27 protein-coding genes and 1 pseudogene are annotated in these 23471 nt (G+C 38.1%); 7 read left to right on the top strand and 21 right to left on the bottom strand.

Going from position 1 to position 23471, the window contains the following annotated elements; genetic code table 11:
• Positions 1-198: 198 nt before the first annotated feature.
• Together JOC83_RS11675 and JOC83_RS11670 are read right to left on the bottom strand one after the other, a co-directional pair.
• Positions 199-693, bottom strand: coding sequence for a hypothetical protein (locus JOC83_RS11675; protein ID WP_205187440.1), 495 nt, complete (start codon positions 691-693; stop codon positions 199-201).
• Positions 680-1612 (bottom strand): ParA family protein, encoded by a 933-nt coding sequence (locus tag JOC83_RS11670; RefSeq protein WP_205187438.1) that lies wholly within the window; start codon positions 1610-1612, stop codon positions 680-682. Before JOC83_RS11670 ends, JOC83_RS11675 begins: the two co-directional genes overlap by 14 nt.
• A gap of 177 nt (positions 1613-1789) precedes the next feature.
• Between JOC83_RS11670 and JOC83_RS11665 the strand changes: the two genes are divergently transcribed.
• Positions 1790-2332 carry a DUF3231 family protein gene (locus tag JOC83_RS11665; RefSeq protein ID WP_205187436.1) on the top strand — a complete coding sequence of 181 codons (543 nt, stop codon included), beginning with the start codon at positions 1790-1792 and terminating at the stop codon, positions 2330-2332.
• A 65-nt stretch (positions 2333-2397) separates the two neighbouring features.
• Here JOC83_RS11665 and JOC83_RS11660 read toward each other — a convergent pair whose 3' ends face one another.
• The 9 genes and pseudogenes from JOC83_RS11660 to ureA all read right to left on the bottom strand — a co-directional run bounded on the left by JOC83_RS11660 (position 2398) and on the right by ureA (position 10868).
• The gene (locus JOC83_RS11660) at positions 2398-2820 is read right to left on the bottom strand and encodes a hypothetical protein (RefSeq protein WP_205187434.1); all 423 of its coding nucleotides are present in this window, start codon (positions 2818-2820) and stop codon (positions 2398-2400) included.
• 62 nt (positions 2821-2882) lie between these two features.
• A pseudogene (locus JOC83_RS20015) lies at positions 2883-2981 on the bottom strand (helix-turn-helix transcriptional regulator); the annotation flags it as partial.
• A gap of 163 nt (positions 2982-3144) precedes the next feature.
• Positions 3145-4641: an esterase/lipase family protein gene (locus JOC83_RS11650; protein WP_338038904.1), complete on the bottom strand. Its 1497-nt coding sequence runs from the start codon at positions 4639-4641 to the stop codon at positions 3145-3147.
• A gap of 188 nt (positions 4642-4829) precedes the next feature.
• Positions 4830-7268, bottom strand: a complete 2439-nt coding sequence (locus JOC83_RS11645; protein WP_205187426.1) for a DEAD/DEAH box helicase family protein — start codon at positions 7266-7268, stop codon at positions 4830-4832.
• Entirely contained in the window at positions 7261-7587 is a 327-nt protein-coding gene (locus tag JOC83_RS11640; protein ID WP_205187424.1) for a nucleoside triphosphate pyrophosphohydrolase, read from the bottom strand. The genes JOC83_RS11645 and JOC83_RS11640 overlap by 8 nt, the downstream gene beginning before the upstream one ends.
• 14 nt (positions 7588-7601) lie before the next feature.
• Entirely contained in the window at positions 7602-7973 is a 372-nt protein-coding gene (locus tag JOC83_RS11635; RefSeq protein WP_338038903.1) for an HIT family protein, read from the bottom strand.
• A 497-nt stretch (positions 7974-8470) separates the two neighbouring features.
• Positions 8471-10180, bottom strand: coding sequence for an urease subunit alpha (gene ureC, locus JOC83_RS11630; protein ID WP_205187422.1), 1710 nt, complete (start codon positions 10178-10180; stop codon positions 8471-8473).
• The gene (gene ureB, locus JOC83_RS11625; RefSeq protein WP_205187420.1) at positions 10177-10554 is read right to left on the bottom strand and encodes an urease subunit beta; all 378 of its coding nucleotides are present in this window, start codon (positions 10552-10554) and stop codon (positions 10177-10179) included. The genes ureC and ureB overlap by 4 nt, the downstream gene beginning before the upstream one ends.
• On the bottom strand, positions 10551-10868 hold the full coding sequence (gene ureA / locus JOC83_RS11620; protein WP_205187418.1) for an urease subunit gamma: 318 nt from the start codon (positions 10866-10868) through the stop codon (positions 10551-10553). Before ureA ends, ureB begins: the two co-directional genes overlap by 4 nt.
• A gap of 353 nt (positions 10869-11221) precedes the next feature.
• Here ureA and JOC83_RS11615 point away from each other — a divergent pair, with 353 nt between their 5' ends.
• Together JOC83_RS11615 and JOC83_RS11610 are read left to right on the top strand one after the other, a co-directional pair.
• Complete coding sequence (locus tag JOC83_RS11615) at positions 11222-12787, top strand: sodium:solute symporter family protein (RefSeq protein ID WP_205187416.1); 1566 nt, start codon at positions 11222-11224, stop codon at positions 12785-12787.
• Positions 12762-12989 carry a hypothetical protein gene (locus tag JOC83_RS11610; protein WP_205187413.1) on the top strand — a complete coding sequence of 76 codons (228 nt, stop codon included), beginning with the start codon at positions 12762-12764 and terminating at the stop codon, positions 12987-12989. Before JOC83_RS11615 ends, JOC83_RS11610 begins: the two co-directional genes overlap by 26 nt.
• 55 nt (positions 12990-13044) lie before the next feature.
• Here the strand turns inward: JOC83_RS11610 and JOC83_RS11605 are convergent, their stop codons facing one another.
• From JOC83_RS11605 to JOC83_RS11580, 6 genes are all read right to left on the bottom strand, one after another.
• A complete protein-coding gene (locus tag JOC83_RS11605; RefSeq protein WP_205187411.1) occupies positions 13045-13272 on the bottom strand; it encodes a hypothetical protein in 228 nt (75 codons plus the stop codon).
• 226 nt (positions 13273-13498) lie between these two features.
• Complete coding sequence (locus JOC83_RS11600; RefSeq protein ID WP_205187409.1) at positions 13499-13684, bottom strand: hypothetical protein; 186 nt, start codon at positions 13682-13684, stop codon at positions 13499-13501.
• Positions 13685-13795: 111 nt separating this feature from the next.
• Positions 13796-14020: a hypothetical protein gene (locus JOC83_RS11595; protein WP_205187407.1), complete on the bottom strand. Its 225-nt coding sequence runs from the start codon at positions 14018-14020 to the stop codon at positions 13796-13798.
• A 181-nt stretch (positions 14021-14201) separates the two neighbouring features.
• The gene (locus JOC83_RS11590) at positions 14202-14624 is read right to left on the bottom strand and encodes a GNAT family N-acetyltransferase (protein ID WP_205187406.1); all 423 of its coding nucleotides are present in this window, start codon (positions 14622-14624) and stop codon (positions 14202-14204) included.
• A 103-nt stretch (positions 14625-14727) separates the two neighbouring features.
• Positions 14728-15039, bottom strand: coding sequence for an MGMT family protein (locus JOC83_RS11585; RefSeq protein ID WP_205187405.1), 312 nt, complete (start codon positions 15037-15039; stop codon positions 14728-14730).
• A 77-nt stretch (positions 15040-15116) separates the two neighbouring features.
• On the bottom strand, positions 15117-15866 hold the full coding sequence (locus tag JOC83_RS11580) for a M15 family metallopeptidase (protein ID WP_205187404.1): 750 nt from the start codon (positions 15864-15866) through the stop codon (positions 15117-15119).
• Positions 15867-16154: 288 nt separating this feature from the next.
• Between JOC83_RS11580 and JOC83_RS11575 the strand changes: the two genes are divergently transcribed.
• On the top strand, positions 16155-17543 hold the full coding sequence (locus JOC83_RS11575) for a PepSY-associated TM helix domain-containing protein (RefSeq protein WP_205187403.1): 1389 nt from the start codon (positions 16155-16157) through the stop codon (positions 17541-17543).
• 276 nt (positions 17544-17819) lie between these two features.
• Here JOC83_RS11575 and JOC83_RS11570 read toward each other — a convergent pair whose 3' ends face one another.
• Entirely contained in the window at positions 17820-18695 is an 876-nt protein-coding gene (locus tag JOC83_RS11570) for an alpha/beta fold hydrolase (protein WP_205187402.1), read from the bottom strand.
• A gap of 160 nt (positions 18696-18855) precedes the next feature.
• On the opposite strand from JOC83_RS11570, the gene JOC83_RS11565 reads away from it, so the two are divergent.
• Positions 18856-19050, top strand: a complete 195-nt coding sequence (locus JOC83_RS11565; RefSeq protein WP_205187401.1) for a hypothetical protein — start codon at positions 18856-18858, stop codon at positions 19048-19050.
• 103 nt (positions 19051-19153) lie between these two features.
• Here JOC83_RS11565 and JOC83_RS11560 read toward each other — a convergent pair whose 3' ends face one another.
• From JOC83_RS11560 to JOC83_RS11550, 3 genes are all read right to left on the bottom strand, one after another.
• On the bottom strand, positions 19154-19732 hold the full coding sequence (locus tag JOC83_RS11560) for a hypothetical protein (protein ID WP_205187399.1): 579 nt from the start codon (positions 19730-19732) through the stop codon (positions 19154-19156).
• A 193-nt stretch (positions 19733-19925) separates the two neighbouring features.
• Entirely contained in the window at positions 19926-20507 is a 582-nt protein-coding gene (locus tag JOC83_RS11555) for a GNAT family N-acetyltransferase (RefSeq protein WP_205187397.1), read from the bottom strand.
• Between the two features lie 37 nt (positions 20508-20544).
• Complete coding sequence (locus JOC83_RS11550) at positions 20545-21168, bottom strand: LysE/ArgO family amino acid transporter (RefSeq protein WP_205187395.1); 624 nt, start codon at positions 21166-21168, stop codon at positions 20545-20547.
• Between the two features lie 125 nt (positions 21169-21293).
• Between JOC83_RS11550 and JOC83_RS11545 the strand changes: the two genes are divergently transcribed.
• Positions 21294-22739: an aminotransferase-like domain-containing protein gene (locus JOC83_RS11545; RefSeq protein ID WP_205187388.1), complete on the top strand. Its 1446-nt coding sequence runs from the start codon at positions 21294-21296 to the stop codon at positions 22737-22739.
• 65 nt (positions 22740-22804) lie between these two features.
• A complete protein-coding gene (locus JOC83_RS11540) occupies positions 22805-23443 on the top strand; it encodes an HD domain-containing protein (protein WP_205187386.1) in 639 nt (212 codons plus the stop codon).
• Positions 23444-23471 lie beyond the last annotated feature (28 nt).

Raw genomic sequence — 23471 nt, 5'->3', positions numbered from 1 at the left:
CTTTCATATAGTAGAAGTTTGATTGAAACATGTAAAAGGATGACTAGTTTGTAGTAAATGTCACTCATTTACCACAAACCAAGCCATCCTTTATAGATGCGTATACTTGATTTTGTTTCATCAGTTTCTGCTAACGTTTTTGTTAGATACTTCTCGTGTTCTTAAAATTAAATTATTTTCTCAAGCGGCCTTTCCATCCTACATATTTAAAAACGCTTCTCCTCTATGGCCTGCGCGAATATTGAGACGGATCTTCTTTACTAAGTCGTCCTTTTTCTTTCCTTTTAACTCGTTCTTTTCGTCTGTTAGAAGGCTATACAAAAGCTTTAAATCTAACATTGTCGTCTTTTTTAAAATCGCTGTGTCTGTATGGTTATTAAAGAAAGCGGTTACTTCTTCACACGTATGAAGATCAGCATACTTTACTTTTGTCCCTTTTAATTGGTCATACTGCTTGTTCAGTAAGTATTCTAAGCTACGTTCAAATGAGTTCTTTTTGAGCTCTGCTTTCGTAGTCATTGCTTCTACATTGGCACGCTTCAATAATGAATCAAGCGGTTGATCAACCATACTTGTTAATTGATCAACCATTTTTGATATATGTGCAATGTCTCGCTTATGCTTTGTTTTTCCAACTGACGAATACACATCTTTTAACACCATTAAATGCTTTGCAAGTTCATAGGTTGTCATGCTTATCACCTAAACTTGCTAATGTAATTGCCTCTGTTCCTTCAACACACTCAATAATTTCATTTGTTAATGGTTCATACTCTGAACACTTTTCTCCGTTTGCTGTTTTCCGTGCGATATGCTCATGGCTTTTTATGATGGTTTGAAACAAATAACGTCCCTTTAAAGCGGTTTGAACGTGAGCATTTTTCAAGTTTTGCTTGAGCTCATTTAATTCATCTCGATTGTTCACACTTCCCTTTTTCATCGTTTCGAAAATACCGACTAGCTTCGGCTTTTCGCCAAAAAATTGCTTTCCTAACATCGCATTTGAATGCTTTTCACACGTTTTATCATAAATCGTATTAACCGTTTTAATATAATGAACAATACCTCTTAAACTGACCGTTTGAATAATGGATGGAATGAGGTAATAATTTGATAACAGAAACGCACCCTTTGTCATCATATTGCTCGTTGGAGGACAGTCAAACAAAATATAATCAAATGCTGCTTCTAATTTTGTAGATTGAAAGAATTGTTGAAGCGGTAATAAGTCGTAAAAATCATCTTGCAATTTTAATGCTAAATCATCGAGTCCTCCACTTGGATAGAACATATTCGAAGGAATAAAGCACACGCCCTCATCCGTTGTTTTAATCAATGCATGAGCATCAAATTGAATTTGCACATAGGGAAATGACTTCGTTTGAACCCACACATCATAAATGTAATTTAAGCACTCATTCGGCTGTAGATGATCAAGATTTCGATTCATACGTGACAAGCAAATTTCACTTAACGAACATTGAGGGTCGAGGTCAATAAGTAACACCCTTTTTCCCGTCTCGATCATATGTAAAGCAAGCTGATATACACTCGTTGTTTTCCCAACGCCACCTTTATAATTTCCCACAAAAATCTTTTTTGCTGTTGTCAATATGCATCCTCCTCACTCATGAATTCTTTAAAGTGTATTAGGAAGATAGCCAATTATTCCGATCTTTCAAAGTTAGAGTGAGAGCCAACAAGCTAATCATCAATCCGTAAAAAACACGTGTATAAACCCATTTTTTGTGAATACTATGTTTGACTACAGAGAACGAGGTGTTTGACTATGCCTAAAAAGATTGAGGCATTCTTTGATTATTTAAAAACAAGATTTGATGATGATCCTAAGCCACGACTACACATTGGGGAAGCAATGGGATGCTGGCTTTATTACACCGCACTTGCTGAAGAAGTTCCAGTTGTTGAAGCAGCGCTAAATTCAACGACTGATAACGTACTAATTGAGTTATTAAAAGAGTCACAAAAGCTTGCCGATCATCAAATGGCAACGTTAAAAGAGTTGATGCTGAAAGAAGGTCTCTCACTACCCGACACGAGTGAGCATAAGCCAAAGTCAGATCCAAATGCTGTACCTTTAGGAGTAAAAGCAACGGATACTGAAATTGCTAATCTCATTTCAGTAAAAGTCGCTTCAAATATTGTTATGTGTTCCACAAACATTAGCCAAAGCGTTCGCAATGACATCGGCTTAATGTGGATGCGATTTCATTCGGAAAAAGCAGTGTTTGGAATGGACGTCAAAACAAAAATGAGAGCGCATGGTTGGTTAAAAATGCCACCTTATTATTATCCACCTGGAGCACCTTGATTTTCTTGCTTTCAACAAAAATAAAAGACCTTGTACAAAGGTCTTTCACACTGGTGCTAGCTTGTTTAAAGAGTGATATAAATAAAAAACACTAAAAGAAATAAGCATGGGTAAAAGATAGACCATCCTGTTTTAACCTTGTGATTACGGTTATTTACGAATCTACTGAGAACTTCTGGCATTAATACGTAAATTATTTGAAAACCGAAAAACCAGTAAAACTTATCTGGAAACGGCCCGTATGCTGTTGGTTCCCATAATCCGATGCCTGTAAGCAAAAACAAGATATAGTTTAGAATTGGAATGTTGCTACTAACTATGAGACGACTTATATGTATAGAAAAATGAACTGTCGCTTTCTTTTGAACAAGCCCAATAATAGAAATGATTAAGCCATAAATCGTGATAAAGATAGATCCGATGGATATAAGTGGATAATCTACAAAATACGCAATAAGTGCTATAACTAAACTAATGAAAAAGTACATAATTACCTCTCATTTCTTCTCTTTCCCTTCATTTAAAATAATTCATCAACCGTTACATCTAGTTACTTTGCGATGTCAAACGCTAATTGCAGACTGGGATCGTACTTGTTGTTTTCAACCGCATTAATCGTTTGACGACTCACATCACACAAGGCAGCTAGCTTCCTTGCGAAATACTTTTCACTTCTCGCTACTCTTTCATTCGATTATGCATCTTTCTTCATCCTTCTTCTGTAAAAGGTGTCAAATATGTTTTACACTTTTACTATAAAAAAGGAAGGTTCTAGGTGTCAAATACTTCTTACACCCAGAACCTTCCTTTAGTTATTTATATACTTTCCCGTTTCGATCTACATACACAGATTTCACAAGTGTACGCTCAAATGACTTGCCGTTTTTCGTTGTTCCTTTTACATCAAGGGTAATGTTGTACACGCCTTCTTCTGTAAAGGACGCAGCAATTTTTTGTTTTTTGTTCATGTTTTTAAATTGTTTGTTGATCGTTTTGCCGTTTTTCGTAATTTTAATGTCTCCGTCAATTTGTTGAATCTTATTTTCCGTATGCGTCACTTCAAGAGATGATGGAGTAACGGACTCAAGATGCACATCTTCATTTAATGCGCTTGTGATGTTTACACTCATTAAGTACGCAGCTTTTTTATGCTTTACTTCCACTTTCCATGTTCCCGCTTCTGGTGAAGCGACTTGGAACATATGGTGATGTGCTCCTTTAAAAATACCTTCATCTTTTGACCGAGCAGGCTTGCTGTGCACTTTTCCAGACGGACTCACAAGTTGAACGTCATCCATTTTCTGATCAGTTAACCAATCAACATCGATTTGTTGAGTACCGTCTTCAATGGTAAATGTTTGTGTAGCTTGCTTCTTAAATTGGCCACCGCGATGAATTTCGTTACTATCTTCTGCTTCTTCATCTAAACTTGCGCTTGCTTCTGCAAAGCTCGAAGCAACAAATGAAGCTGCTTGTGTACTTGTTAAATATGGCTTGAATAATGAGAACGTTGAACGTCCTTCTCTTATAGAAGAATGATCCCAACTGCTGACACGTACTTCTGTTGCGTAAGGTAAGCGAGAGCTTGTTACCGTTACTGCTCCGTCATTTTTTCCGTAAGAATTTAAATACACGCCTCCCCAATAAAGAGCTGAACCGAAGCCACCCCAGCTTGTACCACCAAATGTGTAAATTGGATTTCGGTATAGATTTGCGTGTGAATCAGTTTGAGTTCGATAGTTTTTCATGTAAGCCATTTGAAGTGAGTAGGTTGCATCATTTTTACTACCAAGAATGCCTGATAGCCAGCTTGTCCAGCTACTGTAGGCAAGATCAGCTAGTTGCGAACCATGATGTGGAGTAGATAACGTGATGAGGTTGGACACATATGGATATGCCCCTTGATGGACGAGTGCATTTTGTGTATCGATACCGCCTTTACTATGTGCAACGACGACAAGCTTTTTGCCTCCGAAATGGTTGTAAATCTCACGAAGTTTTGTTGAAAGCAATGGACCATTCGTCCACATATTTTTATCTGGATGCACATCAATAAAAGCTGTTTGATACCCATTTTGATAAGCGGTTTGATACATATCATTGTTTTCCCACCAAGTTTTCGATGAGCTGTTAAACCCATGCACAAATACAATTGGTGGCTTTGCTGGATCAATCGAAGCAGGAGTATCTCCGAGATACCATTGACCAGGAATACCAGAAGGGTCATTTTTTCCTCCGATACTGCCCGCTTGTACTCCAATCGGAATTGCAAACCATAAAACAAATACCAACATTAACAAACGCTTCACACACTTCTCCCCTTTACCTATTTATCGGGTAGAACAAACTCCCCCTCTAAATGTATCGGATGGCATGTTAAAAAAGAAGAGTTTGTGACGAAATTGTGAACAAAAAGAAGGTAAATGAGTCTAAAGTTATAATTAACTGAAGAGAAATCTAGTTATTTTTACTTATAAAAAGAAACCAAACTCTTAGATTAGGAGTTTGGTGTTGCTTTCCTCTCAAAGTAAGAAGCAAGTCGATACTCACATATTTGTACAGTCCATTCATAAAGGATTTCGTTCAGAATCGGATTTTCCACATCAATATTGAATGTAAATTGATTACCTTTAAATGTCACAACTCCATTTGAAGAACCACTCCACTTTGTCATAGGCATTTCCGCAATGCGCTTACTTACCTTCTCTTCACTATAGTTCCAGAGTTGCTTTGATGACTTATCCGAGAAATCAATTTTTTTGCGATACGTCTTTTCTGTTAAATACGCATGAAAGAATGGTGCTAGTTCTTGCGGAGTTACCGGAGTAAGCCACAACTCTTTTCCACGCTCTAACATTCCTTTTAACACAACCATCTTATAACTTTTCGTCATACCTGTTTTTTCTGCTTCTACTAGCCACGATTCATATAGGTAAAAGACTTCTTGTTCCAACTCTGATAATTCAGTTGCCCATGATAGGAAACCAACATATGACTTAAATTCCTGTTTATATGTAGTAGCAGGTTCTCTTCCATACAAATGTAGTTCTTGGTAAGTAGGTCTTCTACCAATCTCCCTTTTCAAATCTAAATAGGCTTCCTTCAATTGTTCTTTACGACGATGACGCTTTTTTGAAAGGTGCTCTAACAAATCAATTGCTTTTGTTTCAAGATTGAACTCACAGTTAGCTGGAATCGTAGGTAGCGAGGACGGCTTGTTCTTACTGTTCTTACCTTCAACATAAAACAATGAAAACTTATGATCAGCGTTTCGATAGTTTCCAATCAAATCAATGATTGTACAATGTGCTTTATTTTCATGAAGCCGTAATCCTCGTCCTACTTGTTGTGTAAATACCGTAAGCGATTCTGTTGGTCGCACCATAAGAAGCGTATCAACTGATGGAATATCCGTTCCTTCATTAAATAAGTCGACGGTAAAGATAATATCGATTTCTTCATTCTCGAGCTTCTTGATTGCATCCAAGCGTGACATGTTTACCGTTTTAGAGTGTAAACTAATTGTTTGATAGCCATGTTTATTAAACTGTTGTGAAAGAAAATTCGCTTGCTCAATGGATGAGCAAAACCCAATAGTTTTTGTTTGCTTATGCTTTTCCCATGCTTTTCTAATTAAATCTGCATGTTCTTCTCGTAGTTGTGCTGCTAACAACTCTTCTTGATCGTATTTTGTACCAAGCCATGTGATAGATGAATAATCAATATCATCATACACTCCATAATAATGAAAAGGTGCTAACCACCCTTTTTGTATCGCTTCAATGAAATGCATGTTGTACGCCACATTTCCGTCACATAGCCCATATACATCTTTGTTGTCCATTCGATTTGGCGTTGCCGTAATACCAAGTAAAAACACTGGTTTAAAATAATTCATTACTTTTTGATACGTGTTCGCCGCTGCATGATGAAATTCATCCACCACAATTAAATCAAACTCATTTTCCTTAAAATGATAAAGGTGTCGCTCCATGCTTAATGTGTAAATAGATGCAAACACAAAGTCGTTTTCACTTTCTTTTACTTTTCCACTATAAATTCCGCCCGTCTTATCTGGCATAACGACCTGAAAAGATGTTTTTGCTTGATACAAGATTTCTTCTCGGTGTGCAATAAATAGAACTCTCTTAAATTGCTTTGCGAAAAAGGCAGCTAAATACGTTTTCCCAAGACCTGTTGCCATCACAACCATCGCTTTGTTGTAGCCTTCTTCATTATACGTTTCGTTTAACGATTCAAGGGCTTCAATTTGCGCAAACCTTGGCTCAATAATTGGATTGTAAGGCACAGGTGATTCATGAATAACAAGCTTGCCTTCTTTTTCTTCATTTGGAAGCATAAGATCTTCTTCTTCAGAGGTTGTCCACTCTTTAATTATGTATGGATGTTTACGATGATAAAGCTCATGCTCTTGCTCGTACACCTCAACGGTCTCAGTATTAACCGGTATCGTTTGATCATGTTGAAACAAACGAATGAATTCATTATAAGCCTCATTGATAGGCCCACCTTGCATGGTATCTTCCACTCGTAAACTCCACTCTACACCGTGAGAAAGAGCGGAAGCTGATAAATTTGAAGAGCCCACAATTAATACACCTTCTCTTTCAGATGATCCAAACATGTAAGCCTTTGGATGAAAAGATTTCCCTTTACTTCTCCAAAGACGCACTTCAATATTTGGATGAAGCGAGATTAACCTTTTTAATGCATGTGGCTGCGTTACATATAAGTAATCACCCGCTAACACTTTCACTTCTACCCCTCGCTCTAGCGCTTTTAAAAGTTCATGAGAAAGCCATTTGACTCCGGAATCCATCACAAAAGATGTAAGAATATAAACGCTCGTGGCGTGCTCAATTTCATTTTTGATACGCTGCCCCACTTGATTCGTCACTAGTTCTACTTTACTCATCGTCCACATCAATTAAGAAGATTCTATCTTGAAAACCTCCACGTGTTTCCGCTTTCTTTTGACGAATGCTTTCTATTTTTTCAATTGAGGAACCATGCACTTTCGCTAATGCATGAACAACTTCAAGGAGGTCAGCAAGTTCTTCAATCGCTTCTTCATCATTTTGGCTTTCTAGGTATTCCTTTAATTCTTCCTGTGCTTTCTTTTTTAATTCTAATATGTATGCTGCTTCTGTTAAAATTACCGTTTTGTATGCTTTTCCTGTTTGTTCAATAATTTCTGGAATATGATCTCTTACTAGCTTGTTGTAGGTTGGCATAAAATTTCCTCCTTCTATGGATAAGGTACAATGTTAGGAATGGCTTTTCGAATCCCCCCACGAGGATCTTCCATATCTCCTTTGTAGCGCGGTATCAAATGCATATGCAGGTGCATAATCGTTTGCCCGCCATATTCTCCGACATTCACACCAATGTTGTAGCCGTCAGGTTGATATTGCTCGTCTAATAACTTTTTGCCGTTATGTAATAATTCATTCATAGCCATCATCTCGCCAGTTGACGCTTCAAAATAAGAAGAAATGTGTCTTTTAGTCACAATGAGTAAATGCCCATTTTGTACGGGGTATCTATCATAAAAAGCAAAAGCATGCTCATTTTCTAGTAGACGCTTTTTAGCAGACATGTCACAAAATACACAAGACACCTTTTATCACTCCTTTTTATCTTACTCTATAAGGTTAACTCGTTTTTGTACACCTCTACTTATCTCCTATTTATGTATTATAATGGAAGCATCCATTAATAAACAGGTGAAAAACAACACCAACTATTTATCACATTTCAGGTCCAGCCAGTGTTGGGAAGTCAACAATTTCAAAAGAGTTAGCAAAGGCTTTTACGTTCGAGTGCACGCGTTTAGGGGGATGTGGTAATCATATGGGTGTTGGTGATGAGTTTGTAGATTCTTGTGTTGGCGAACGTTCCCTCTACAACACTTCTTATTTGCACTCGTAAAGAATACCTTTTATCCAAAAATACTAGCTTCTCAAAGACGAACGCATGTACAATTTGTAATTTCATAAGAGAACCGCATCATCCAAAAAGACCTTTGCTCTTGAAGTAATCAAATAGATTGATAAACATCGCCTGCTTCCATTGTACAAAGCAAAACCCCCTTCTTTTTTGAAGGGGGTCATTTTTTTAGAATAAAAAGTATCGTTGACCAAGCGGCACAGTGCTCACTGGCTGACAAGAGATTTCTTTTCCATCCGCAAACACTTGATACGTTTTTGGATTTACTTCAATTTGTGGAAGTGCATTGTTTAATTTCATATCAAATTTACTTAAGTTTCGAATGTTACGAACAGGTGAAATGATTTTAGATAAGCCCAGTTTATCAGCTACACCCAGTTCAATACTTTTTTGAGACATGAACGTAATGGAAGTAGAACGGTTAGCTTTGCCGTATGATGCGTACATTCTACGCATAAACACCGGCTCTGGTGTCGGAATGGATGCGTTCGGATCACCCATTTGTGCACGAGCAATCATGCCGCCTTTTAACACGAGTTCAGGCTTCACTCCAAAGAACATGGGATCCCATAAAACAAGATCTGCAAGTTTGCCTTTTTCAATTGAACCGACTTCATGGCTAATACCATGTGTGATAGCTGGGTTAATCGTATACTTTGCCACATACCGTTTCACACGTTCGTTATCGTTTCCTTGTTCACCAGGTAAGTGACCGCGTTGAATTTTCATTTTATGAGCGGTTTGCCATGTACGAATAATGACTTCACCAACACGCCCCATTGCTTGTGAGTCAGATGACATCATACTAATGGCTCCAATGTCGTGCAAAATGTCTTCCGCTGCAATGGTTGCAGCACGAATGCGTGATTGACTAAACGCAACATCTTCTGGCACGTTTGCATCCAGGTGATGACAAACCATCATCATATCTAAGTGTTCTTCCATTGTATTCGTGGTGTAAGGCATCGTCGGGGTCGTTGAGGAAGGTAAAATATTTGAATAAGATGCTAATTTCATAATGTCTGGAGCATGCCCACCACCTGCACCTTCGATGTGGTATGTATGAATAACACGGTCTCCAATCGCTTCAAGTGTATTTTCTAAAAATCCAGCTTCGTTTAACGTATCAGTATGAATGGCTACTTGGATATCAGCATCTTCAACGACTTGCATGCACGTTTCAATGGCTCGAGGTGTAGATCCCCAGTCTTCATGAAGCTTTAGGCCAACCGCTCCCGCTTCAATTTGCTCAATTAATGGAGCCGCATGTGATGCATTTCCTTTTCCTAAAAAACCGACGTTTACAGGGAATTCTTCTGCTGCTTCAAGCATTCGCGCCATGTACCAAGCACCAGACGTACAAGTTGTTGCTTTACTACCCGTAGCAGGGCCTGTTCCTCCACCAATCATCGTTGTCACACCAGAGGATAGTGCTACTTCCATTTGCTGCGGACAAATAAAGTGAATATGCGTATCAACTCCACCCGCCGTTATAATCTTCCCTTCACCTGAAATGACCTCTGTACCTGCACCAATGACTAAGTTAGGGTCGACGTTATCCATAATATCGGGGTTTCCGCTTTTTCCAACACCGACAATTCTTCCGTCTTTCACACCAATGTCTGCTTTTACGATTCCTGTATGATCAATCACAATAGCGTTTGTGATGACTAAGTCAAGCGCTCCCGTTTTAGCAGTGATGCGACCATTTTGAGCCATGCCATCACGAATTGTTTTACCCCCACCAAAGATAACCTCTTCGCCGTATACGGTATAATCTTTTTCAATTTCAATCCATAAATCCGTATCAGCAAGGCGTACCTGATCTCCAACGGTTGGGCCAAAAAGCTCTGCGTAGTGCTGTCTTGTCATTTTCATGATAAAACCTCCTCTGTTACCAATCCTGCTTCTTTCAGATGTTTGAGCGTTTTTTCCTTACCTCGTTCATCAATAAATCCTTCCGTCATACCATTTAAGCCATACACCGTTTTACGACCACCTAACTCTACTAAACTCACAGTCTTTTCTTCTCCTGGCTCAATGCGAACAGCGGTACCAGCTGGAATATCAAGTCTCATACCAATTGCTTTTTTACGATCAAAAGAAAGTGCAGGATTCACTTCGGCAAAGTGAAAGTGCGAACCGATTTGTATGGAGCGAGAACCGTTATTTTTGATCATTAGTTCACAAGCCTGTTTACCTTTATTAATCTCAATGAATCCTTCTTTGATTTTAAATGCGCCTGGTTTCATGCTTTTACCTCCATAGATATAGGATTGTGGACTGTCACAAGCTTCACACCATCTGGGAATGTCGCTTCCACCTGAATGCTATCTAACATTTCTGGTACACCTTCCATTAAATCAGTAGCTGTTAGAACATGCTTTCCTAGCTCCATCACTTCCGCCACACTTTTCCCATCACGCGCTCGCTCCATCACAAAACATGTGATATATGCAATTGCTTCAGGATAATTAAGTAAGACTCCACGCTCTTTTCGTTCTTTCGCTAAGTTGCCAGCAACAACAATTAACAACTTTTCTTTTTCGACCTCTGTTAATTTCAAATGATAGCCCTCCTTCAATTTCATGTTATAAAAACTAACATGTTATGTAACCAATTATATATAATTTTCTAACTATTTCAACCATTTTTTTACCCAAATGATGGAATTTTATTAAAAAGCTCAATCAGAATAAACGAACAAATTATTAATAAACCCTTCTAAACAAACGTTCTTTGCATCATTTCCAGTTTAAAAACAACGTTCACTATTCTATCTTTTCACTTATTAACCCTACTCTTCATTATTTAAATTTCAGTATTGCCAATAAATTGAAATTATGATACTGTACGTTTATGTTAATTTTTATAACATATATTGTAAGGTTATCTGACATTAAAGAATGGAGGAGTTAGATGTTATCAACAAGTACCGGTTATATTATGCTACTAAGTTTTGGGGTTTTCTTTACACTTCTTACCGTGGTGATGCAACGCAAGCAAAAATCCGCCATGACGGCTGAACAATTTAGTACAGCAGGTCGAAGTGTTGGCGTTGGTTTAGCAAGTGCTTCCATTATCGCCGCTTGGACATGGGCAGCTACCCTTATGATGTCTTCTTCTACTGGTTATCAGTATGGAATTAGCGGACCTTATTGGTATGCAGCAGGAGCCTGTATTCAAGTATTACTATTTGCCATTGTAGCCATCCATTTAAAACGAAAAGCACCAAATGCACACACCTTCTTAGAATTTATCGGACAACGTTTTGATAAAAAGAATCACCGGCTCATGCTGGCATTCGCTTTAATGACAAACATTATTGTGACATCAATGGTTATTCTTGGTGGTGCAATTGCCTTAAACTCTCTCACTGGTATGAACATCTTTGTCGCAGCCTTTTTAATTCCACTCACTTTCACCATTTATACAATGATTGGAGGCTTAAAAGCATCTTTCATTGCAGACTACTTCAATACCGTCATGATTTTCGTTATTCTCACCATTTTTGCCGTAGCCGTTTATTACAAATTCGGTGTCACAACCATCTATGAAGGCTTACAGAGCTTACCTCAATCTCAATACATGTTAACAATGGCATCATTACCTGGTTTATTTTTCGGCATGATTAACATTATTGGAAATTTTGGAACCGTGTTTGTTGATCAATCATACTGGCAACGCGCGATTGCAAGTACTGATAAAGCTGCTTCAAAAGCTTACATTTACGGAGGGATTGCTTGGTTCTCAATTCCATTTGCGATTGCAACCTTTCTAGGCGTAAGTGCAGCGGGCCTTGGCATTTCAGTGCCATCTCCTGATTCAGTCGCTCCGGTGATGGCAGCTCATTTACTCGGCACCATTGGCTCAGTATTGTTTTTAGTCATGCTGTTCATGGCGGTCATTTCAACAGGTGCTGCCGAGCTTACAGCAGTGACAAACATTATTGTTACCGATATTTATCGCCACTCGATTAATCCAAACGCAACAAGTAAACAGTTATTAAGCATCTCACGTAAAGTAATGCTTGCATTTGGTTTATCAATGGGTGTCTTTTCAATCCTTCTCTTTTATGTTGGAATTGGACTTGGATTTGTGTACATGGCAATGGGGATTTTCGTGAGTGGAGCAGTCATTCCATTAACACTTGGCCTACTGTGGAAACGCGCAACAAATGAAGGTTCTTTTTATGGGGCGTTATGCGGAATGATTGGGGGCGTAACGGTGTGGCTAACATCCGCTTATGTGATGTATGACCAAATTAACGTGGAATCACTCGGTCAGCTGAAGCCGATGCTTTTTGGAAACGTGACGGTTTTTATCATTAGCGGAGTCATCTCCATCGGTCACGGCTTCGTTGCCAAACAGGAATTTGACTTTGATTCGCTAAAAGATAAGTTTAAAAGTTTTGATGAAGAAATGGACGTTCAGTCAACAAATAAGGAGGTTATTCCATATGGAACCACAACAGCAATTAAATAAAGACGCAATCATGTGCACACGCTGGGCATTAGGATTAACACTGGTATTCATCATTCTTTGGCCTGGTATTATGTTTCTTACAGGCTATCAATATAGCTTATCCTTCTTTACTGGCTGGACCTATGTTGCATTCGGATGGCTAGTCATTGCAGGGGTGGTTATTACAATCCGTCCGATTGTAGAGATGTTAAAGTCTGAATAGAAAAAGGCCCTCTTCTCAAAGTAGATGAGGGCCTTTTTCGTCATTAGAAATTGCATTATTTAATTCTGAAAACCAATCGACCAAACCAATTCACAACGCGATACACACCAATAACTAATAAATAAAGCAAGAAGGTAAGACAGCTTTCACCCTCTCCTACATCATCCTTTTTCCATGGTCCTTCAAAAAGCCATCCAAGCGCATAACTCGCCACAAGCCAAACAGAGAAAATGGTTAAGAAACTAGACCACTCTCCAGAAAATAAAGCACCAAAAAAATTCATGATACAAAAGAAGCCACCAAATATGACGACTAGTATACTTACCAGAAATAGTAAACCTCTAAATATTGAACCGAGACAGCCCACCATTTATTCCTCCCATTTTCCAAAAAAACACTTTCATTATACAAAAAATACCATAGATCAGTAGAAAAAAAGAAGAAAATGAGTCGTTCTAACTAGTAAAAGTGAAAAAGTGAATGATGTACTTTTTTGACTCAATTCCACCTTACTTTTTATTGCGATGTTCTTTAAAAAACACCACATACACACCTAATATCATGCCAATCCCATTTAAAATAAGCATACTTAAATCATACGGCTCTTTAGATCCTTGAATGGTAACGTATGTAAAATAACGACTAAAATTAAACGTAATCAGTACCAAAATAAATACATTTAGCTTTTTATTCATATAAACGCCTCTTCTCTACTACATCATTTTTCACAATTTTGTCAGTAGTAATTCTTTTGTGACTGGTCTTTTCTCCATGTCTATTTCACTAGCTCTTTCCATACAGCTTTTTTAATCAATTCTCACCACATACTTTTCATATAAACGACCAATGAAATAACTAAAGCTAATCGCAATGATAAACGGTAAAACGGAACCACCCGCTTCGAATCCTGTTGCTGTTTCATTGTAAAACTGAAACATTAGCCACTTAATGTTCCATGTAGCTCCAATGAAAAGTAATAATGCACTCATAATCACAAAAGAGGCTAGCCCTATACAAACAGTCTTTGCCATACTCATTCCCCCTGCCTTTTTACGAATGGTCATCTTAATCGTATCATCATTTCTCTTTTTCAGAAAAGCAACCACGGATTTGTCTATACATTTTATACGATGTTTTTTGGAAAAAGATTCATTTTTTTGTCATTGTTGCTATACGATCCATTCAACATCACAAAGAAAGCCGCTAGCAGATTCAATTAGCTGCTACTTGTTTAAAATAAACGATTTCTGGATCTCCTTCATCCAAATTCTCAATAATTCCGCTTCGTTCATAGCCGTTTTCTCTAAACACTTGATGCATTGTTTTATTGGATTCGTTCGTTGACGAAAATACTTTCTTCGTTGGTGCCATTTTCTCGAATTGTTGAATAAGCGCTGTTGCATACCCTTTTCGTCGCTCATTTGGCGCCACGATGATAAGTGAAATAAAGTTACACTCAAAAAAAGAAGTATGAAATAGAAGAAATCCAGCCACTTGATGATCTTTTATGGCAATTAAGCATTGCTCATGTTTAATAGATTCCTCAATTTCCTTCCTTCTCCCCTCGTGTCCGATCACTTGTTTATCAACCTCTACCATCGCTTCAAGGTCATGTATGTATGCTTGTCGTATCATTTGTTCTCCCCCTTATATCTCTTATGCTCATTTTACCTCATATTTCCTTTTACGAACTAAAAAAGAGCTAAATCGCTTTTTTAGGATTTAACTCTTTCTTTCTTCATTTATCAGTTGAAACCTGATATTTCTTCAAATCTACTTTATGACCATCAAGAAGTTCGATTCCTTCACTCTCAAGTGAAAGCTTTTGCACTTGAACTAATTCATCATCTTTCAACGCAATTTCCCCTTTCGCATTGATCACTCGATGCCATGGGAGCTTGTATTTGTCACTCATCGAATGAAGAATTCGTACCACTTGCCTTGCGCCTCTTGGACTACCAGCGAGTTCTGCGATTTGACCATATGTCATAACTTTCCCTTCTGGTATTTGTTGAATAATATGTAGTGCTCTTTCTGTAAAACGTTCCATCCTTCTCGCCCTTTCCCTTTTTATTTTATTATAATAAAAAAAGACTCTCATCGTCACCCGATAGAGTCTTTACCTACTTATGCGAGGTTCACATAGACAGTCCATCCAAACTTATCACGAAGCTTTTGAGCCGCTTTTTCGGCATCGTCTTTTCCAGCGAATGTTCCAGTCGCAAGTCGATAGCGAGTTCCTAACTCTGTTTGTTCTTCCGTTTTATATACAACCCACTGAAACTGATTTTTCACACGATTCATCGCAGCTGTAACATCTTGAACCGTCGCAAATGTGCCAGTTGTGAGACGATATAATACTGCATTCGTAGGTGGCATTTGTTGATTAACAGGAACAAACCCTGGTGGTTTAACTCCCGCACGAAGCTGAGCCGTTCGCAGTCCAAACGTGTATTGAAAGTGAGGCTTATCAACAAAGGTTTTCCACGCACCTCCCCATTCGAGACCAAGCGCTTGCCCTAGCCGACCTACTTTATCATAGCTTGTTCCACTCCAAATCGCTTTACGATCTTCTGTAAACACAGCAATATCAAAAGCTAGGCCGTAATTATGCATAGAATACCCAGGCTGCGCATTGGTCACGCGATTTAATTTTGGATTTCCATATTGCACACCGTTATACAGATAACTTGTACGACCTTGTCCATACAATTTAGCTTGTTCTGTAAATGAGCGATATCCACTTACTACTGCAATATTAATACCATTTGCATACGCTTGATTGACAAGTTCTATCGCCTTTGAGGCTACAAAAGGGTGAACACCTTCTAAAGCTTTTGTTGACCTTTCTAATAGATAAACTAATAATGTACTCAAAATATCCCTCCTACTCTACTATATGAGGTTAAGAGAGAAAGGTTTGAGACAAGCACCTACGAGTACAAAAATATACCTGTTTATTCTAATTGAAATTTGACAAAGGGATTGATTCATTCAATCAATTAGTACCTCTTTCTTATAAGAAAAACCTAACAAATAATAACGAATTGTTACTTGATGACCCCTTTCATTAAAACTTCTCAAAAGCTTCATTTGTTTTTCACAACTTTCTATTACCATTCATTTTTGAAAACGTTCTAATTTATACATAAAGGAGAAAGCAAAATGGAAGCTTTAAAATTGGAGCAGGAACCAAGTTCGACAAAGAAACAAAGTAAAACCTCTCTCTTTCAATCTGTTTGGCGTTGGCATTTTTATGCCGGCATTATCTTCGCACCGTTTCTCATAATTTTAGCGTTCAGTGGTGCCGTGTATTTATTTAAACCACAAATCGAATCAACACTTTACAAAGACTTGTATTATGTCGATGAAAGTAGAACGACTATACAATCTCAGGCAAATCAAATTTCTACAGTGAAAGAAGCGTATCCTGAAGCTGTTGTGATAGCATTTAAAACGTATGATGATCCAAAGCGAACAATAGAAATGAGTATTTTGAATAAAGGAGACATGCTGTCAGTCTATGTGAATCCTTACACCGGTGAAGTGATCGGTTCCTTAAAAAATGAAGAAAAATTCACTCAAATCTTTAAAAAGATTCATAGTGAGCTTTTAATAGGTGGTACATTTGCCAATCTCTTAGTCGAGCTCGCTGCATGCTGGGCGGTTATTTTGTTAATCACAGGCTTATATATTTGGTTTCCTCGAAACAAAGCATCGATTTGGGGAACAATTTTACCTCGATTTAATGCGAAAGGCCGGACATTCTGGCGTGATATGCATGCAGTCCCTGCGTTTTGGCTGTCTTTATTAATTTTAGTGTTAATTGCAACAGGACTTCCGTGGTCAGGTGTCCTGGGAGAACAAATCAATAAAGTGGCAAATTCAACAAACACAGGTTATCCTGCATTTGCATTCAATTTTGGAGAAAAACCAGAATCTGTTATAAAAGCGAAAGATGTAGCAGAGGATGTACCGTGGGCTTCAGAAAATCTATCTGTTCCAACATCAAACACAAAGGGATATGTACCGATTTCATTGGAAGACGTAAATCATATCGCTGAAACGAATCAGATTAAAAAGCCCTATACGATCTCAATGCCTCAAGGTGAAACAGGTGTGTACACAATTGCAACTTCACACACACGTCCAGGAGAGAACGCAACGTTACACATTGATCAATATTCAGGTTCCATTTTAACGGACGTACGCTTTGACGATTACGGAATCATGGCAAAAGCGATTACGATGGGAATTGCCTTACATGAAGGTCGCTTATTCGGCCTTGCGAATCAGATTCTCGGACTACTTGTCTGTGTAGGACTCATCTTTATCACAATTAGCTCTTTTTTTATGTGGCGTAACCGCAAACCACAAGGAAAAGTCGGAGCACCACCAAAGGCAAAAGATAAAATGATTACAAAAGTCGTCTTTTTTATCATGTTAGGAATGGGAGTTCTTATGCCGCTTGTTGGTCTATCCATTGTCATTGTCTTTTTACTTGATCGTTTTGTTTTTCAGAAAGTCAAACGTATTAACGCTTGGCTACATTAATATAGAAGGAAGGTAACACCTATGAGAACGTGGTATGTAGCGGTTATTGCAATTTTACTAGTAGTGGTAACAGGTTAACAGGTTGTACAACAAAAGAAGCCGCATCCTCTCCTTCACTAGTAGAGGTTGACATCCTAACTTCTAACGACGTATCACCTCAAAAAGTGGATCTCATCACCATTAGATCAAAATGATTAAGTGAATAAAGATGTGCCCTCTAAGGTAGACAGATGAACAAACAAAAAATCTGTGTTACCTTAGAGGGCACATTTTTAATTAATAATGTGTATGTAAAAATGTTAGAATATCGGCATTTAGTTGATTAATGTCACTGTTAGAAGGAAAATGCCCCATTTTATAATGCTTATATTCTAATGAGTGACCAAATAACTCCGTTGCCCGTGGCGCTAGCTTATGATGCGGAAAGAAGATGTCATCCATACCCGTCACAATAAGAGTAGGAGCTTCATAATGTGTTAGCTCTTCCCTTGTTGTTAATTTCGGCATGTCTTGTTCAAGCACGACGTGGGTAAAAATAAGACCGATAATATTTCGATCTAGTTGCTTCATTTGTCCGTTTGACATCGCATCTGTTAAGTTTCTTAAGTGCTTGTCTGATCTTCCTACTTTATGAAAGAGCAAAGGAAGTAGCACTTTCTGAATCATTTTCACTTTGGAACCTAGCTGAACGCCAGCTGGTGCAACTAATACTGCACATGCTATTTTTTCTGGTGCAAACGTCGCGAGCCTTAAAATAATCCCTCCCCCATAAGATGGGCCAACAAATGCACATTTCTCAATTTGAAAATGCGCTAACAAATCACAAATCCACTGTGCAAAACTATCATCTTGTGCAGATATTCTTCTTTCCTCACTATAGCCGGGGTGTCCAATTGTGTCAGGTGCATATATGCAATACTCATCAGCAAGTGACGTAAACCATGAAAGCGTCATTGGATTTACGCAATTTCCACCTTGAAAGATAAAAAGAGGCTTACCATCTTTTTTCCCTAACTTCAACACATGCGTTTGACCAAATCTCGTATTCACGTATTCTCGCTCAACCTGTACATCAAAAGTATTAAGGTACACTTCATACTGTTTTAAAATAACCTTCTTTCCACCATCACTTCGATAAATAGACGTACTCATTTTTATCTCCCCCTTTATATGAGTTATTTCGAGAGCGTACGTAAAATATGATAGATTAAGTCAAAGTACGGTTATACACCATACTTGAATAACTCCCCTTCACATTATTCCATTTTCTTGTAAAATAGAATGTAGAAGAAAAAGGAGGTGCTTACATAGTATGAATGTTAAAAAAGGACTTGTGATCATCGTGACGACTCTTCTACTTTCTGTAGCCGGAAACATCGGCGCCACTTCCTACTTTCATACAAAAGAAATCCGAGTGGCGAGTGAAGGCTGCGAAAAAATTGGTGGAACCGCTCAAGTTGAAGTTGGTACATTGGCGTTAAGTTATTCATTCTCTTGTAAAAAATAAGATTCCAATCATAGAATCAAATAAACTTGCGAATAAATTTCTGTTTTTATCGTTTGATTAACTTTTCTGTATAAAGAAAGCACCCTTAAAAGGATGCTTTCTATCATTGTAGTCTTTCTTCAATTTTTAATGTAGGAAAATAATCTCCGTACTCGTTCGTTTCTTTTTCTGTGCGATTCATGCTGATTGTACCTATATTAGTGTATGTAATCGTAAGTAACTCCCAGCCATCGTGGTATAACAATTCATCTGACAACTGACTGTATCTTGTAACAGCTATATCTTTTGGGGAAAATAACTGATCTTGGGCCAAGTCAATTGTTGCTTTAATTTCACTATTTTCAAACGAAATATTAACTAGTTTGTCCGCTTCACCTATTGCATAATATTCAATAATATCTTTTACTTCTTGTTCGGACGTTATTGTTGATGTTTCTTGCTCTACACTTTCTTCTAACTCTTCACTTAGTTGTTCTTCTGTTTCTTCAGTATCCTCAGCCATCTGTTCTTCTTCAACTTCTATATTAGATTCTTCTTGCTCACCTTGTGCAGCTTCTTCTGCTTCTTCATTTGTTTGTTCCTGTGTTACTTGACCTTGCTCTACTTCTTCTTTAACTTCTTTCGTATTACAAGCAACTAATCCAAGTAACAACACTAAAAAAATAAATACGATTTTCTTCATGATGTTATCTACCTCCGCTCATCCATTATGGGTATAAAGAGGAGTAAGCACAACACTCTATCGTCCAACAATTTTCGACAAAATTTTCGCATTCAAAAAGAAGCTAAGTATGTAAGACCACTCTTCCTCATAACTATTATGAATACTCTTTTAAACTCCATTCATATCTATCACAACCAAGGAAGATAGCTTTTCACTGAAAAACCTCTCTCTTCAAACGCTCCCATTCATCTGCTACAATACTAAAATACACATCATCCCGCTTTTGGCCATGTTCATCTACATAATTATGACGAAATACCCCTTCTTTTGTTGCTCCTAGTTTTAAAATCGCTTTTTGTGAGCGAATGTTTTCTAAGTCTGCGCTAAACTGAACACGATTGAATGTCATTTCTTCAAACACATAGCTTAATAGCGCATATTTACATGCATGATTAAGACCTGTTCCTTGAAACTTTTTGCCGTACCATGTCCAACCAATTTCAAGGCGCATGTTGTGGAAGTGAATGTTTCCGAATCGTGTACTTCCCGCTACCTCATTCGTCTCTTTATCAATGATGACAAACGGATAAGACTTCCCACTTTTGCGTTCTGAGACCGTATTCTCAATATATGTATCTAGCTCCTTCTCATCTTTCATCGTCATCCCCATGTACGTCCAAATTGAATCGTCACATGCAATCGCTAGCAATCCTTCTCGATGTTCCTCTGAAAATGGCACGAGCTTAACTCGATTGTTTTCTAATACAACGTTTTGTTCGAAAAATTCTGTCATTTATTTCTACTCCTTTTCTTTTATTCTTATCATTTTATTATAGACTGAGAGAATATTCCATACTGATGGAAGAAAAGACCATGTAAAGCGCCATTCCCCAAATTGTCAACGCAGAACCTCTTGCTAACAACCATTGAAAACGTTGATGAGGATCTCGTCGTCCAATTACTCGGCCGACAAAGGCTAAAAGAAAGAAATACAGCCACGACACCATAATTGTACCAAGCATAAACAACATTTTTTCGTTTGTATAAATCAATGAATTTGTGCCAATCACGCCAATTGTATCAAGCAGCGCATGCGGATTGAGAAGCGACACGGATAGAGCAAAGACGATTTGTTTTTTAGGTGTTAAAAGCGTTTTATCACCACTTACTGGCGATTGTGTATGCCAGATTACCCAACCCATATACAGTAAAAACAACGCTCCACCGATGACTAAAATAGAACGCACACTTTCAAAAAAATCAGCCACAATATGAAGGGAAAACACAGAGACAACAATTAAAATTGTGTCACAAGTTGAAGCCGTTAAAACAGCTGGCATGGCTCTTTTAAATGTAGGTTGCTGAAGACCTTGATTAAAAATAAATAGGTTTTGAACACCCATTGGTAAGATTAAACCAAATGCAAGTATAAACCCGTGGATAAATCCATTCATTTGATGTTCCTCCTCTCTTTCTTTTCCTATTTTAATTCGTTTCGTTTTTTTGTCACCATCCAATTGGTTGGTTATTGAACCAACCAATTTAGTGTGCTACATTGAAAAAAAGGAGTGAATACACGATGAAGCAAGGGTGGCAGTTAAATCGTAAGAGTGAAATACCACTTTATTTACAGATTAAGCACCTTTTAAAAGAAAAGATTAGGCTTGGTGAGTGGTCAATTGGCACAACATTACCTTCTCAACGGAAGCTTGCACAATTGTTAGATGTAAACCGAAGTACCGTCGTGGAAGCATACGAAGAATTAATGGCTGAAGGTCTTATTGAAGGTGTACAAGGAAAAGGAACACGTGTCGTCAATAACACGTGGAATGTCATTCAATCTGAAATTGACTGGAACAGCTATGTAATCGAAAGTACATACAAACCAAGCAAGCCACTTATTCAGAAAATCAATGAAGCTGAATTTTCTCCTTCTATCATTCGTTTAGGAACAGGTGAATTAGGCAAAGAACTTCTTCCCATTGGCGCAATGAACGACCTTATATCAAACTTAAAAATAGAAGCTCATCATTTAGGATATGAAGAGCCAAAAGGATCACTTGAACTTCGACAAGCTGTTTGTAAACACGTTCAAGCATTTGGTATTCACACGTCTCCTTCAAGTGTTTTAATTGTGTCAGGTGCCCTTCAAGCATTTCAATTAATTGCAAGCGGTCTTTTAAAGCAGCGAGCTTCTATTCTCGCGGAATCACCTTCTTATGTATTTTCAATCAATGCCTTTCAGTCAGCCAATGTTCAATTGCATAACGTTCCTATTGATCAAATTGCGAAGAACCCTTCTATCCTAGCAAAGCTAAAGGCACAACATAATGCAAGTCTATTTTATACCATTCCAACCTTTCATAATCCAACAGGATTTCTTTATACAGAGGAACAGCGACAAAACATTGTACATGCGTGCCAATCTTCTCAACTGCCCATTGTAGAAGATGATGTTTACCGTGAATTGTGGATTGATACTCCTCCACCACCCACGATGAAGTCGATGGATCAATCTGGAAACATTTTATATATAGGTAGCTTGTCAAAGTTAGTTAGTCCGGGGCTTCGAATTGGGTGGATTATTGGACCAGAAACGGTCATTAATCGTTTAGCCGATTTAAAAATGCAAGTTGATTACGGAGCAAGCTCTCTCTCCCAAGCAGTTGCGGAGAGGTGGTTATCTAGTCCTGACTATTACAATGAGCACGTAAACTGGGTACGAATCTCCCTAAAAGAGCGCCGTGCTCATTTTCTTCACTTATTAGATACATACTTCTCATCTTTTGCAACATGGAGCGTTCCGACAGGCTCATTTTACGTATGGGTTCGCTTACAGAAGGAATTGTCACTACATCGTTTGTTTGACGTGGCCTTAAAAAATGGCATACTCATTAATCCTGGGTCTATTTACGAAGAGCGTGATGCTTCGTACTTAAGGTTGTCGTATTCCTACGAAAGTAAAGAGCGCATCGAGCAAGGCATGAAGCAGCTAGCCTCATGTATTCAGTCTATGATAGGATGACAGTACATGTTGAAACGTTCATATAAAAGAAGAACAAGCAAAAAGCACGACAAAAAGGAGAAACCATGCAACCAAATTTAACGCAAATCCTAGAAGTTATTAAACTCGGTGAAAAACTAAAGCATGAAATGCGTCATAGCTGGTTATCAAACGGGAGACAAGAAAGTGTGGCAGAGCATACGTGGCGAGTTTCGTTAATGGCTGTATTAATCGAACCGTATTTAACTCAAAAGATACATACCTCAAAATTACTAAAGATGATCATTATCCATGATCTTGTGGAAGCAGAAGCTGGAGATATTCCTGCCTTTGATACCCTGGATAACCAAAGATTAAAAGAGCAAAAAGCATCGAACGAAATGAAAGCAATTGAAAGAATACGAGATATGTTAGGAAGTGAATTGGGCACAGAATTATACGAGCTCTGGCTTGAGTTTGAACAAAAAGAAACTTATGAAGCGAAAGTTGCCAATGCCCTCGATAAGTTAGAAGCTCAAATACAGCATAATGAGGCTGATCTTTCTACATGGTTAGAGATTGAACATGAAATGAGCTTCCTACTGGATAAGCATGTCCAGTTTGACCCCATTATGCAGCAATTAAAATCGCTTATTGAACAAGAAGCCGAAGCAAAGCTAGTTGATGGCGGTGTAGATGTAGATGCAATAAAGAATAAGCTTTATAACCCTTCTCATTCATCCTAAACACCTACATGTAATTTAGGAGCTAACA

Origin of the sequence: Priestia iocasae, assembly GCF_016909075.1 — a bacterium.
Classification (GTDB): domain Bacteria; phylum Bacillota; class Bacilli; order Bacillales; family Bacillaceae_H; genus Priestia; species Priestia iocasae.
The sequence above is the reverse complement of the archived record's forward strand: the minus strand, read 5'-3'. Positions and strand labels throughout refer to the sequence as shown.

Bases quoted from the DNA above. Each gene is read 5' to 3' on its own strand.
- JOC83_RS11675 (WP_205187440.1), bottom strand. From the start codon at position 693: ATGACAACCTATGAACTTGCAAAGCATTTAATGGTGTTAAAAGATGTG.
- JOC83_RS11665 (WP_205187436.1), top strand. From the start codon at position 1,790: ATGCCTAAAAAGATTGAGGCATTCTTTGATTATTTAAAAACAAGATTT.
- JOC83_RS11660 (WP_205187434.1), bottom strand. From the start codon at position 2,820: ATGTACTTTTTCATTAGTTTAGTTATAGCACTTATTGCGTATTTTGTA.
- JOC83_RS11645 (WP_205187426.1), bottom strand. From the start codon at position 7,268: ATGAGTAAAGTAGAACTAGTGACGAATCAAGTGGGGCAGCGTATCAAA.
- JOC83_RS11640 (WP_205187424.1), bottom strand. From the start codon at position 7,587: ATGCCAACCTACAACAAGCTAGTAAGAGATCATATTCCAGAAATTATT.
- ureC (WP_205187422.1), bottom strand. From the start codon at position 10,180: ATGAAAATGACAAGACAGCACTACGCAGAGCTTTTTGGCCCAACCGTT.
- ureB (WP_205187420.1), bottom strand. From the start codon at position 10,554: ATGAAACCAGGCGCATTTAAAATCAAAGAAGGATTCATTGAGATTAAT.
- JOC83_RS11615 (WP_205187416.1), top strand. From the start codon at position 11,222: ATGTTATCAACAAGTACCGGTTATATTATGCTACTAAGTTTTGGGGTT.
- JOC83_RS11610 (WP_205187413.1), top strand. From the start codon at position 12,762: ATGGAACCACAACAGCAATTAAATAAAGACGCAATCATGTGCACACGC.
- JOC83_RS11605 (WP_205187411.1), bottom strand. From the start codon at position 13,272: ATGAATTTTTTTGGTGCTTTATTTTCTGGAGAGTGGTCTAGTTTCTTA.
- JOC83_RS11600 (WP_205187409.1), bottom strand. From the start codon at position 13,684: ATGAATAAAAAGCTAAATGTATTTATTTTGGTACTGATTACGTTTAAT.
- JOC83_RS11595 (WP_205187407.1), bottom strand. From the start codon at position 14,020: ATGGCAAAGACTGTTTGTATAGGGCTAGCCTCTTTTGTGATTATGAGT.
- JOC83_RS11590 (WP_205187406.1), bottom strand. From the start codon at position 14,624: ATGATACGACAAGCATACATACATGACCTTGAAGCGATGGTAGAGGTT.
- JOC83_RS11585 (WP_205187405.1), bottom strand. From the start codon at position 15,039: ATGGAACGTTTTACAGAAAGAGCACTACATATTATTCAACAAATACCA.
- JOC83_RS11575 (WP_205187403.1), top strand. From the start codon at position 16,155: ATGGAAGCTTTAAAATTGGAGCAGGAACCAAGTTCGACAAAGAAACAA.
- JOC83_RS11570 (WP_205187402.1), bottom strand. From the start codon at position 18,695: ATGAGTACGTCTATTTATCGAAGTGATGGTGGAAAGAAGGTTATTTTA.
- JOC83_RS11565 (WP_205187401.1), top strand. From the start codon at position 18,856: ATGAATGTTAAAAAAGGACTTGTGATCATCGTGACGACTCTTCTACTT.
- JOC83_RS11560 (WP_205187399.1), bottom strand. From the start codon at position 19,732: ATGAAGAAAATCGTATTTATTTTTTTAGTGTTGTTACTTGGATTAGTT.
- JOC83_RS11555 (WP_205187397.1), bottom strand. From the start codon at position 20,507: ATGACAGAATTTTTCGAACAAAACGTTGTATTAGAAAACAATCGAGTT.
- JOC83_RS11550 (WP_205187395.1), bottom strand. From the start codon at position 21,168: ATGAATGGATTTATCCACGGGTTTATACTTGCATTTGGTTTAATCTTA.
- JOC83_RS11545 (WP_205187388.1), top strand. From the start codon at position 21,294: ATGAAGCAAGGGTGGCAGTTAAATCGTAAGAGTGAAATACCACTTTAT.
- JOC83_RS11540 (WP_205187386.1), top strand. From the start codon at position 22,805: ATGCAACCAAATTTAACGCAAATCCTAGAAGTTATTAAACTCGGTGAA.